Below are 14,472 nucleotides of genomic sequence, written 5' to 3'. Positions count from 1 at the left end.
GGTAGGAGACCAAAATCTACGGTCAGATTGTTATTGATATCTGTAGTCGTATTGTCATTGTATGGGTTTCATTCAATGGCTCTCCATTGCCCAAATCTATCGTGTCCGTAGCTATCAAACCGGTTAATGGTCCTACTCCATATTTATTGGTGATGCCATTGTCATCCAGATCGGATGGTACTGCATCCGGATCATTGGTGAGACCTGCAGGGTCATCGTAGGCACTTCCTATTTTCGTAGTCAGATCTGACAATCCGCCCGTACTACTGATATACCCTCCATAGGCTCCTCCACTTACAAAATTGGATGCTGAAAGGGCTAAAATGTACTTGCCTGCTAATAAAGTATCAAATAAGTATAATCCATTGACATCTGTCGTATCGTAGCCTATCAGCTCACAATCCATGGTGGCTGGATTATAATAATGTAATTCTACTATCACTCCGGCCAACGGTGTTTCACCTCCATCATACAGGCCATTATTATTCGCATCTTCCCATACCAGATTCCCTAAACTATGTAACTCGATGAAGCCAAAGTCCATATGCAGGTTGCTATTCATATCCGGTGCAGTCGTATCAAAAGGTTCATTGGTCGGCTCGTCTTCTCCCAGGTGAAGGGTGTCACTGATCACACCCCCTGCAAACGGTCCTGTCGGTACGAAAACTCCATGATCTGTACTATCTGCCGGCGTATCTGCGTCGATCGGCATACCGGGTACTTCATTCGGGCCGCTGGTCGTATTGGTTGCTCCTCCTCCTGTACTGCTATTATAATTTTCTAAAGGTTTGCCCGGACCAAAATTGCTCGCGGGGATCTCTACCAGGTATTGACCGGCGATCAAACTATCAAATACATATTTTCCATCCGAGTCGGTGTCCACACTGTCTATCGTCACGCATACTGACATACCGCCCGTCGTATCCACATAATGTAAGATCACTTTGACACCCGGGATCACTGATTCTCCCATATCCATTTTCCCGTTATTGTTCGCATCTACAAATAGTTGATTGCCAATACTGTGTAATGGTACAAAGCCAAAGTCTACTGTCAGATTGCTATTGACATCCAAAGCTCCGCTATTATCATCTATCCCTGCAGTATCATTTGGAGCAATTGGTTCATTGCCATTCAAATCCAACGTATCAGAGAACACTGATCCAGGGAAATTGATGTTCCCATTCTTCGTACCATTATCATCACTGTCTATATCACTATCCGGATCCGGTGCCCCTTCATACGGTCCTGCGCTCAAATTAGTTGCTCCATTGCCTGTACTCGATACATATCCTGCTAATGGTCCACCTGGTGCAAAATTGATAGCTGCTATCTCTACAAGGTACTTACCCGCGATCAGACTGTCAAACAGGTATCCACCTGCCCCACCTGTATACTGGCTATCCACTGCCGTGCAACTCATCGCAATTGGGTCATAATAATGTAATATCACCAATACATTACTGATCCCGATTTCAGAAGCATCCTTTAAGCCATTATTATTCGCATCAATCCACACCTGGTTGCCTATCGTGTGCATGCGTACAAATCCAAAGTCTACTGTAAGATTACTATTTTCATCAAATGATCCACTGTTGTCATCAAGTCCTGCTGTATCATTTGGCGCTATTGGTTCGCCTCCAAATAAATCCAACGTATCGGAAAACACTGCTCCTGGAAACATGAGGTTACCATTCAGCGTACCATTGTCATCACTGTCTATATCATTATCCGGGTCCGGGGCAGCTTCGTATGCACCTGAGGTCAGGTCATCTGCTCCGTTGCCACTGCTGCTGGCGTATCCTTCTAACGGTCCACCAGGTGCAAAATTGATCGCCGCTATCTCTACCAGGTACTGTCCTGCTATCAGCGTATCAAACAAATATCCACCCATTGCATCTGTAAACTGACTATCCACCGCCATGCAGCTCATCGTATTCGGATCGTAATAATGCAGGATCACCAATACATTATTGAGCCCAGATTCTGTATTGTCTTTAAGTCCGTTGTTGTTCGCATCCAGCCAGACTATATTACCAATACTATATTGTGTTAATTGGACGGAAGCTGGGTCCGCATCATCTTCATCTAAGCCAGAGTTAGGATCACCTGGCGCACCGGAACCATTACCTCCCGTTGAATTATCACTTCCCGTATTGATCGCGCCACCACCACTGGCGAGGCCATCCGGGTTACTATCCGGATCATCTGCTTCGGTGAGACCTCCCACATCCCGTGACGAAGTTACTTCAGCCACATTGATAAGATTGCCATTATTGGCTCCCGGAGCTATCGTGAGATCAATAAAAAATGAGATAGAATCACCTGGAGCTACCTGATCTAAAGGTGCTAATAAAGTATCCAGACAAGCGTTCATACCCGAAGGAGTCCAACCATTATTGGATACAAAACTATAACCTGCCGGAATATAATCTGTCACTTTCAGACTATCCAATGATTGATTGCCCTGATTGTAAACTCTTATTTCAAAGGTGATGAGATCACCGATATCTACCGTGCCTGATCCTGACCTGATCTTAATCAAGGCCACATCATGGATAGGTAGATAAGCCGGATCTGCATCGTCTTCATCTATACCAGGTGTGGTACCAGGCATCATGGGAACACCTCCGGTACCCGTAATTACATTATCAGCCGGATTATTGACTGCATTTGACGCATCAGCACCATTATCATTTGTTGGGTTGCTATCGGGATTACTATCAATATCTAAATCCCCAATCTGAACTGCTCCGTACGGGTTATTTGGTTCGACAATACCTTTAACCGAATTTATCTCAGCATGATTGGTATAGCTTTGAATGTTTAAACCTCCTGCCAAAACTATTAATTTCACAGGAATGGCGACACTATCACCCGTACAAATGGTATCGCTCAATACATAATTGCTGGTGTAAGCTACTCCCGACCCACTCCATCCAGGGTTTAGTACAGGACTCAGGCTTAAATGAGAGGGTACATAATCATTGATCACGAAACTATCACCACATATGTTACCTTGATTATAAATGGTTATCAAGAAATTTACGGTGTCCCCTATAGCATATGGGCCTGGTGTAGTAATCGTTTTTCGCAATGCAAAATCGACTACAGTGATCAGAGCCGGATCTGCGTGATCTGCATCCGTAGCCGCCACTCCATCTCCAACTGTGCCTGCGCCTGTCCCTCCAACAAAGTCATCTGCAGGGCTGCCTGGTTGCCCTCCGGGATTGTCTGCATAAATGCTGTTCAGCACTCCATCAATATCCTGATTACTCACATCGACTCCATCGTAACCATATGCTTTACTGATCTCTGCCCGGTTGGTATAGTCTGCTTTCGTTCCCAAGGGTAGTGCATTAAGTTTTAACCAAATAAAAACTGTAGCACTATCTCCAGATATCAATGTATCATTGGGAGTTTTACCCCAGGTATAATTAGCCTCATTGCCTGCCATTGTCCATCCCTGATTGATGGCTCCGGCAGGAGTCACAAATGTAAATCCATTGGGTATCGTGTCATTGATCACCAGGCTATCGATCGGTACTGATCCCTGGTTAAAGATTTTTATCGAAAATTTTATGGTGTCTCCATATTCTAAAACTGCGTTGCCCAAAGTATCTGCTACAGTCTTTCTCAAAGCTACATCCACAATCCTTATTTCTGCCGGATCTGCATTGTCCTGGTCTGTACCAGCAACACCCGAACCCGGTGCTCCAGTACCATTGCCTGTCACCGAATCATCGGAAGGACTGCCAGGATTACCCCCGCCATTGTCTCCGTAATTATCATTTAATGGACTGTCTATGTCCTGACTACTTACATCCACACCGCCTAAGCCATAGGCTTTGCTGATCTCTGCACGGTTTGTATAGTCTGCTGACATGCCTGCAGCTACTGAATTGACCTGCAACCAGATGCAGACTATGGCACTATCACCAGACTCTAAGGTATCCATCGGTGTCCTGCCCCAGGTATAATTGGCTTCACTGCCACTCAATACCCAACCTTGATTGATGGCTCCGGAAGGAGTTACAAACGTATATCCGTTGGGTATACTGTCATTGATTACAAGGCTATCTATTGGTAAGGATCCCTGGTTAAATATTTTTATTGCAAATTTTATAGTATCGCCATATTCTAACACTGCGTTACCTAAAGTGTCTGCTATGGTTTTTCTCATAGCTACATCCACTATAGTGATTTGAGCAGGGTCTGCATGATCCGCATCGGTTGCTGCTACACCATCCCCAATAACTCCAGTACCTGTGCCTCGTACAAAATCATCTGCAGGGCTACCTGGCTGACCTCCGGGATTGTCTCCGTAATTGCTATTTAGGATGCCATCAATGTCCTGGTTGCTCACATCGACTCCACCCAATCCATAGGCTTTACTGATCTCTGCACGGTTAGTATAGTCTGCTTTCATTCCAGCTGCAACTGAAGTAAGTCTTAACCATATACACACGGTAGCACTGTCTCCTGACAACAAAGTATCCATCGGCGTCCTGCCCCAGGTATAATTGGCTTCATTGCCACTCAATACCCATCCCTGGTTGATCGCTCCTGAAGGCGTCACGAAGGTATATCCATTGGGTATAGTATCATTGATCACCAGGCTATCTATAGACACGGATCCCTGATTAAATACTTTGATTGCAAATTTTATCGTGTCGCCATACTCCAGGACTGCATTGCCTAAAGTGTCTGCTACGGTCTTTCTCAAAGCTACATCCACTATATTCAGCTGGGCCGGATCTGCATTGTCCTGATCTGTCCCGGGCACACTCGTGCCTGGAGCTCCTGTACCATTGCCGGTCACTGCATCATCCGCAGGACTACCCGGATTGCCTCCTCCATTGTCCCCATAATTATCATTTAATGGACTGTCTATGTCCTGGCTACTTACATCCACACCGCCTAAGCCATAGGCTGTGCTGATCTCTGCACGGTTAGTATAGTCTGCGGACATACCTGCTGCTACTGAATTGACCTGCAACCAGATGCAGACTATGGCACTATCACCAGACTCTAAGGTATCCATCGGTGTCCTGCCCCAGGTATAATTGGCTTCGTTGACACTCAATACCCATCCTTGATTGATAGCTCCCGAAGGAGTTACAAAAGTATATCCATTGGGTATACTGTCATTGATCACCAGGCTATCGATCGGTAAGGATCCCTGGTTAAATATTTTTATTGCAAATTTTATAGTATCGCCATATTCTAACACTGCGTTACCTAAAGTGTCTGCTATGGTTTTTCTCAAAGCTACATCCACTATCGTAATTTGAGCAGGGTCTGCATGATCCACATCGGTTGCTGCTACACCATCTCCAATAGCTCCAGTACCTGTGCCTCGTACAAAATCATCTGCAGGGCTGCCTGGCTGACCTCCGGGATTGTCTCCGTAATTGCTATTTAAGACGCCATCAATATCCTGGTTGCTCACATCGGCTCCACCCAATCCATAGGCTTTGCTGATCTCTGCACGGTTTGTATAATCTGCTTTCATTCCAGCTGGAACTGAAGTAAGTCTTAACCATATACACACGGTAGCACTGTCTCCGGACAACAAAGTATCCATCGGCGTCCTGCCCCAGGTATAATTGGCTTCATTGCCACTAAATACCCATCCCTGGTTGATCGCCCCTGAAGGCGTCACAAAGGTATATCCATTGGGTATAGTATCATTGATCAACAGGCTATCTATAGGCACGGATCCCTGATTAAATACTTTGATTGCAAATTTTATCGTGTCGCCATACTCCAGGACTGCATTGCCTAAAGTGTCTGCTACGGTCTTTCTCAAAGCTACATCCACTATATTGAGCTGAGCCGGGTCTGCATTGTCCTGGTCTGTCCCGGGCACACTCGTGCCTGGAGCTCCTGTACCATTGCCAGTCACTGCATCATCCGCAGGACTGCCAGGATTACCCCCGCCATTGTCCCCATAATTATCATTTAATGGACTGTCTATATCCTGGCTACTTACATCCACACCGCCTAAGCCGTAGGCTTTGCTGATCTCTGCACGGTTAGTATAGTCTGCTGACATACCTGCTGCCACTGAATTGACCTGCAACCAGATGCAGACTATGGCACTGTCACCAGACTCTAAGGTATCCATCGGTGTCCTGCCCCAGGTATAATTGGCTTCACTGCCACTAAATACCCATCCTTGATTGATGGCTCCCGAAGGAGTTACAAACGTATATCCATTGGGTACACTGTCATTGATTACCAGGCTATCTATTGGTACTGTCCCCTGGTTAAATATCTTTATCGCAAATTTTATCGTATCACCATATTCTAATACTGCATTACCTAAAGTGTCTGCTATGGTTTTTCTCATAGCTACATCCACTATATCCTGGTTAGGCAAATAAAATCCCGCATCCAGGCTATGATCAGACTGCTGACCAGAACGATAAAAAATAACCGGGTAACCAACCCATGGCTGAACACCCACCACTGAAGTATCATAAGGATCTGAATCATTTAAGTCTGGTGCGACGCCTGTACCAGTATTGGACACGGTGAGTTTATAGGATTTGCCACCTACCAAAAGTATATCCGTAGCAGGAGTATACTGAGCTCCTGCTACCATCTGGGCCAAAAACGATTGCATAACTGCTATCTGTCCTTAAACTATCAAAATAATACTGACCTATCATATTGGTTGTCGTAGACTTGATGAAAGTCCCTGAGCTAGAAAACAATGATACAATAACTCCTGGGATCGAGTCCTCTCCCGGGTCTTGTATTCCATCCAGATCCGTGTCTTCCCAGACATAATTGCCTATTTGGATGAGTGGTAATCCACAACCTGCTTCTATATCACCCAATCCATTGGCTTTATCCAAAGTTGCATCATCACCAGATAGATACACATCGTAAGCACCTGTATAGAACCCAGTAGTATTATTGTATCTTACTACGCCTCCTGTATTATAATTATCATCACGTTCTGCACCAGCAGAAGTTTCATTTACAGCATCAAACGCAGTTGAAATGACATGGTTTTGCCCAGGTAAAACTAATAGGGCTCCCTGCGTCGATTCACCGACAGTATCCGGGCTACTTGCCCCATTCGGGCCGATATAATCATCTCCATCACCTGAATAGTCATCTCCATAATAAAACTCTCCTCCGCCGGGCCCAGAAGGACCGTGAGATCGGACTGATCCAGCGGTCGTAACTCCTCCGCAAGATCCGCCTGATTCCAATGTATATATACCACCAGAATAACAAGCTCTCAAAATATCGCCATGTGATCTTGGATAAGGAGGATCATTTGCAAATTTACACGCTCCGGGTGTCTTATCAGCATATCTGTCCCTTATACCAAGTATCATATTCATACCATCGAAAGCAATATCACTTAACAATGGCTCCGCATGAAAGCCTCCTCCGTCGTTAAAAGGAGCTCCTATCCTATAGTTTCCAAAAGTATCTACATCCGTCCAGGGATGAAACGGATCATTTTTCCTTGGATAGTTTAAACTTTCATTTAGCACCATGGTGAAGCCTCCTGCACCGTCAAACTCCCAGACATAAGCTCTGAGCTCACTCGCGAGCTGAGAAGTCTGAGCAGAGTAAGTAGCACCAACATAGAGTTTACCATTGTAAGGATTCACCCCTAAAGCCATTGGCCGCACATCTACAGAAAGAGGTCCTATAGCTGGTTTTGAGATTGATCCAACATCACCGGAACCAGAAGTAGGAATAGGCCATCTTTGGATAGTACCACTATTTAATGGACCCGTGGTCGGTATAGCATACAATTGTTTGTCATGCATATTGACTACATACAAGATCGAATCATTGGCAGACATCTCAAGATCACCCAAACTAGTCTTGGAAACAAACGGGCGACTGATTGTATCATGGTTCCAGAAATTACTACACAATGCATTGTTGACCAGTGGATTTGGATGAGTGTTTTTGCCGGCTGTCCCTGCTCCAAATATAGTGTTGAGATTTACATAATCGGATACGACAGGCGATGCACCATTAGGACTGGTGATTCTGAATATCTGACCTGGCGCTGCAGTATCGCCTGCCGCGGTAGCAAAGTCTTTATATGGCGTTCTGGTCCGCAAAAATGCACCAGAGTACAATATTTGTTTTGAGCGATCGAATGCAAGTCCATAGGTCGTACCGGTTTCACTATAGTCAGCGACTGTAAAAGGCACCGGTCTTGCGGAAGAATTAGGGGTTAAAGTGCCGTCTCCATCAGTCCCTTGAGTAGTAATATATCTAAATCGAACCAAAGCTTGCCTGGTACCAGGACTTGAGGCCGCACCCAGGATAAAGCAGGGTACGAATATATTGAGTCCCGCCGTATCACATGCTCCGATTGTTCGAAGTCCAACATCGGCTGTACAGGTAGGTGCAGTGACGAACTGTACGGTTGTATTATTATTAGTACCAAACTTAGTTTTGTCTAGATTAGTGATGACCTCAATACGATATGGATAATTAGTTAGTACTCCAAATGAATATTTACCCACGGTATCGGTCGTCGTGGAGCCCACCAATCCACCATCATCGTACAGTCTTACTTCGACGCCAGGTACTCCTACTTCTCCTGCTGTCCTGATGCCATTGAAATTGTTGTCAGACCAGACCTGACCACCTAAATCGCCCGGATTGCATGGGGGAATAAAAAATAACTCCTCCTGATGGTACCGGAATATCATATTGGCAGCAAAGGAGCCGAGGACCAACAATAATACGATCATCACCAACCAATGGATTTTTGAAAGCCTTGAAGTCAATGGTTTTAATGCGCGAGAAAGATTCATTCTAGAAATATTTACGTAGTAAAATGGAGTTTAAATACAATTCATGCCTGAAGCACGTATATGCAAAGCATATATTGTGCCACATCTGATTATCATAAATCAAAATTAAATTGTTCAATATGAAAAGTTTATAAATAATCAATATCACGATATATTATATTAACAATTAAAGTGTTCACAAACATGAGGTAAATATATGAATGGAAGGCCAAATATTTGAATAGAATACAAATATTATTTTTTAATATATAATTATCAATATTTTATTATTTTATATATAACCTTAAGCAGAATGAATAGGTTAGATATTTTATTATTTAATATATTAAAAAATTAGAATAAGTAAATAATGTATTACATTTTTACAATTCATTTACAGATAATTTTGTAATATTTTATTTTAATGGAGAAATTGATATTAATAAAAAAGGGAAAGTATCAATTAAATTAATACTTTCCCAAATATTCCCCTTTCAGGGATTAAAGTCTTTAAAATCTTGGCGTGGTATGACGCTGCTTAACGTTGAATTAAGACCCTTTCTGACCTAATGAGTCTGCCTTTGGAGTCACTGACTTTCAATAAATAAAATCCATTCTGCATATCACCGGTCTCAATTTTGGTAGCAGTCGACAATGATCTCTCCCTTTTCATCAGCTGACCATAAAGATTGAAGATTTCCACAGTTCGATCTGAGGCATCATTATAATTGTAGACTACAATATAATCACTGGCAGGATTAGGGTAGATATCGGTAGAATTATCTTTGACTGAGTATTTTTTATTAAACTCTGTCAAACGGTGGCTTGACGCCAATCCAGAAGTGGGCGAATAAGTAAATTCAAGAATACTTCCTGGATTGGCCGGAGTAGTCGTAACCCCACCGGTAGGTCCGGAAGTGGAACCGCTGGCGTCGCAAGCCAAATATATTTTAAGCCCATCAGGGGAAACCACTACATCTCTAAATCTTCCTTTACCCTGAAAATAATGGATAGTATCAGAGATAATACTTTGGCCGTCATTACTCAATTTATACCTGAGCATAGCGCCCCTTTTTAATTGTGCTATTAGCAAAGAATTTTGCCAGCCAGGTATCGCATTGCTTCCATAAAAATCAGCTCCGGAGGGTGCTGTGGATGGCCAGGTCATATTGTCGCCACCGGAAGGAGGGTTTCCCACTGGAAACAATGACTTTAAAGGTTCTTTAACATTTAAATTTGCACAATTCGTTTGCTCACTAACGATATTAAAAGTGCCGAGGGTACGGCCGTTGTAATTTCCATCACATAATCCAGCCACCTGGGGCCAGCCGTAATTGCGACCTCCTTCTATAAGATTTACTTCGTCATCGCTGTAAGGTCCATGCTCATCACTATATAAAATATCAGTACCGTTGACATTACCCCACACCAGGCCCTGAGGATTGCGATGACCCAAAGAATACACGGCATTGGTATTTCCAAATGGATTGTCTGCAGGAATCCATGATCCGGAGATCTGCTCCGTATTCAATCTTAATATTTTGCCCTCATACACATTGACATTTTGGGCATTTTGTGTTCTGTTGGTGTTATCAAATTGGCCTGCCCCCATATCACCGATAGAATAATAAAGCTTTAAATCAGGCCCTATGGCCAGCCTACCTGCATTGTGGTCATTACTTCCGGGTATATTTTCTAACACCGTCACAGCAGAACCCAGAGTATTGTTGCCAGAATTATAAGTATATCTGGCAATCCTGGTTTTACGCACTGTGGAACTTGAGGATTGATAAGTATATGCGATATAGACATATGGTTTTCCGGACAGTAGTTGAGGGTGAAGAGCCAAACCGAATAAACCGTCTTGTCCACCCACCAGTACCATTGCAGAACCCAGGGTAAGTAAAGTGGTTTTAGCCCCCGAAGCAATATTTACGAAGCTCACCGTACCGGCAAATCTTTCTATATACCAAAGGTTATTATCCGGTCCGTACACCAGGTCGTGCGGCATGTTTTGACTGGCGATCACAGTCCTTTGAGTAAAGGTTTCTGTTCCCAACGCGACTGTAGTTGTAGTCACATGTAAGGTAGTACTCGCCAGACTGGTATTTCCTGCTGCATCTTTGGCGATCACATAAAAAGAATAAGAAGTAGCTGCAGTCAGACCAGTCACTATATAGCTTGTAGCAGTGATGTTACTGCCATTGATTTTTATGCCGTTACGATACATATCATAACCTATGACCGATACATTATCAGTAGAGGCTGTCCACGATAATGTGAGGGTGGTCTGGGTCACTGCTGATGAGGCGAGATTAGTAGGAGCTGTCGGCGATTGCGTATCCGGAGTAGTTACGTTTAAGGTACTACTGTTGGTACTGTTACTTGCAGCATCCTTTGCAACCACATAAAAAGCATAGCTGGTGCTGGCTGATAATCCGGTCACATTAAAGCTCGTCACTGCAATATTACTTCCGTTTATTTTTACTCCATTACGATATACATCATAACCTGTCACCCCCACATTGTCAGTAGAAGCACTCCAGCTTAAGGTAAGTGACGACTGTGTAAGATTGGCGGCGGCAAGGTTGGTCGGTGCGCTCGGTGCCTGGGTATCCGGAGTCGTGACATTTAAATTGGAACTATTGGTGCTATTACCGGCAGCATCTTTTGAAGTTACATAGAAAGTATATAGTGTTGACGCAGACAATCCTGTCACGGGATAACTTGATCCCATCACATTGCTACCATTGATTTTTACTCCATCCCTGTATACATCATATCCAGTCACCCCTACATTATCCGTTGATATAGTCCAGGTTAAGGTCAAACTAGCTTGAGTGAGACTGCTATAGGCAAGATTGGTCGGTGCGCTCGGTGCCTGGGTATCCGGAGTCGTGACATTTAAGGTACTGCTATTGGTACTATTACCGGCAGCATCTTTAGCTTTTACATAATAAGCATAATTGGTAGTCGCGGATAAACCACTGAAATTGTAACTGGTGCCGACTATGGTGGCTCCATTGATTTTTGATCCATTCTGATATACATCGTACCCAGCCACGCCCACATTGTCTGTGGATGCTGTCCACGAAAGTGTCAGTGAAGATTGGGTAAGATTGGTTACTGCCAGGTTAGTTGGTGCCGTTGGAGCTTCCGTATCCGGCGCTGCAAGTGTAGTCACCAATAGAGAACTGCTGGCAGCAGACATATTGGTCGCTGCATCTATAGCCCTGACCAAATATGTATAAGGTGTGTTTAAAGATAACCCTGAAATATTATAACTGGTCGATACTACACTTCCACCATTGATTTTTATGCCGTCTTGATAGACATCATATCCAATCACTCCTACATTGTCAGTGGATGCTGTCCATAATAACATAAAAGAAGTTTGTGTCAAATTAGTCGCAGCAAGATTGGTCGGTGCGGTCGGTGCCTGGGTATCCGGGGTTGTAACATTGAGCGTGGTACTATTGGTACTATTACCTGCGGCATCTTTAGCTTTTACATAATATGCATAATTGATAGCTGCGGACAAACCACTGACATTAAAATTGGTGCCGGCTATGGTAGCTCCATTGATTTTTGATCCATTCTGATACACATCGTACCCAGCCACGCCCACATTGTCTGTGGATGCTGTCCACGAAAGAGTCAGTGAAGATTGGGTAAGATTGGTTACTGCCAGGTTAGTAGGCGCACTTGGTGCCTGGGTATCCGGGGTCACGACATTCAGCGTACTGCTTGTGGAAGTATTGCCTGCCGCATCTTTAGCGATCACGTACAATCCATAAGAGGTGGATACTGTAAGTCCTGAGATATTTTGGCTGGTACCGCTGATGGTGCTCGTATTCACTTTGACCCCATTTTGATATACATCGTATCCCACTACCCCTACGTTGTCAGTGGATGCTGTCCACGACAATGTCAATGAAGTTTGAGTCAGATTAGATACCGTCAGATTGGTTGGTGCGGTCGGTGCCTGGGTATCTGGAGTTGTAACATTCAAGGTATTGCTGCTGGCAGTGTTGCCTGCAGCATCTTTTGCCAATACATAGTATGCATAATTGCTAGCTGCAGATAACCCATTTACATTGTAACTAGTGCCCACTATGGTCGCACCATTGATTTTAGATCCATTTTGGTAAACATCGTATCCAGCCACGCCTACATTGTCCGTAGATCCGGTCCAGGAAAGGGTCAACGATGATTGGGTAAGATTGGATACTGCCAGGTTGGTAGGTGATGTTGGTGGAAGTACATCCGGAATCACAGTGACTAATGGCAGCAATCTGTCACCGGGAATCACCTCTGATGGGCTTGAGGTAGATTGCCCAGGCTTGGCCCAGCCGACGGCAAGGTTATCTCCTCCGCCACCTTCTTTCATCAACGCCTCTATGTAATATTGCTGACCAGCTATCATATTGATGGCTACCGACTTTTGAGTACTATATTTAGACCACTCCTGAGAGTTGGTCCATGCCGTGTGATAGGCTATTCTTATTTTATTTGATGCACTCGAGGTAGTACTTAGCCAAAGCTCACCATTATCATCACTTGCTATCCAAAAAGTATAACTGCCGGTAAGTGGGGGACAGAGGTAACCACAAACTTTGATTCCGTAATTGTCTGCAGTATTGGTCACCGTTTCAAATTTTGATAAAGTTCCTGCAGAACTTGGATTGTTTGGAAAATTTGCACTCGAAGTCAAATTAGCAATAGTAGTACCTGCAATATTATTCCATTGTTGATAAGTGATGGTACCTGTTCCAGGACAAGTGACCGGAACCAGCGTGGTGGGGTTGACAGTATTGCTATTGCCAGAGGAGTTTCCTGCTGCGTCATTTGCCTTAATATAAAAAGCATAATTAGTGCCGGATGTCAATCCGTTGACAGGATATGAGGTAGAGGTAACTTGAGTTGAATTTATTTTGATGCCATTTTTAAACACATCGTAACCAGATACACTGACATTGTCAGATGAAGCATTCCAGGAAAGGTCTAGCGAAGTTTCAGTCAGGTTCGAAACTACCAGATTAGTAGGAGCAGTCGGAGCCTGAGTATCAGGTGCGGGGTTGTATTGAGTCATAAGGTTTGAGCCGGGAATTACTTGGCTGGGAGAGTTTGTGGATTGGCCGGGTTTTGACCAACCCACCGCAAGATTATCACTACCTGATCCTTCTTTCATTAAGGCATCGATGTAATAAACTTGCCCAGCCACCAGGGAGACGGTAGCCGATTTCTGTGTGGAATATTTCGTCCATTGCCTTGAATTGGTATATCCAGTGTGATAGGCTATCCTTTGCCTGGCAGCTGGATTTGAAGAAGTGCTCAGCCAAAGCTCACCGCTATCATCACTGGCAATCCAAAATACATAATTACCCGTAGTAGGAGGACAGAGATAACCATACATTTTGATACCAAAATTGCTTCCGGCATTTGAATTCATCTCAAAAGAAGTGCGGGTACCGGAAGATGAAGGGCTATTGGGATAATTAGAATTGGAAGTAAGATTAGAAATAGAAGTACCAGAAATATTATTCCATTTTTGATAATTAATGGAACCAGTGCCGGTACAGGTTTGGGCATATAAATCGATGTTCATACTTCCAATAATGCATAACAATATACCAGCTAAAAAGAATTTAACTTTCATGTTTTTGGCAGTTTAAAATTGAAT

The 14,472-nt window shown here is 43.9% G+C and carries 3 protein-coding genes; all 3 read right to left on the bottom strand.

Going from position 1 to position 14,472, the window contains the following annotated elements:
• Window positions 1-22 precede the first annotated feature (22 nt).
• The 3 genes from IPJ09_18230 to IPJ09_18220 all read right to left on the bottom strand — a co-directional run bounded on the left by IPJ09_18230 (window position 23) and on the right by IPJ09_18220 (window position 14,448).
• Window positions 23-6,631, bottom strand: coding sequence for a DUF11 domain-containing protein (locus IPJ09_18230; protein ID MBK7373335.1), 6,609 nt, complete (start codon window positions 6,629-6,631; stop codon window positions 23-25).
• Window positions 6,546-8,810, bottom strand: a complete 2,265-nt coding sequence (locus IPJ09_18225; GenBank protein MBK7373334.1) for a hypothetical protein — start codon at window positions 8,808-8,810, stop codon at window positions 6,546-6,548. The genes IPJ09_18230 and IPJ09_18225 overlap by 86 nt, the downstream gene beginning before the upstream one ends.
• A gap of 517 nt (window positions 8,811-9,327) precedes the next feature.
• Window positions 9,328-14,448 carry a fibronectin type III domain-containing protein gene (locus IPJ09_18220; GenBank protein ID MBK7373333.1) on the bottom strand — a complete coding sequence of 1,707 codons (5,121 nt, stop codon included), beginning with the start codon at window positions 14,446-14,448 and terminating at the stop codon, window positions 9,328-9,330.
• Window positions 14,449-14,472: the final 24 nt, after the last annotated feature.

It is taken from the genome of Saprospiraceae bacterium (assembly GCA_016709995.1).
Taxonomy (GTDB): Bacteria; Bacteroidota; Bacteroidia; order Chitinophagales; family Saprospiraceae; genus JADJLQ01.
This window is presented reverse-complemented; position numbering and strand designations above follow the sequence as displayed.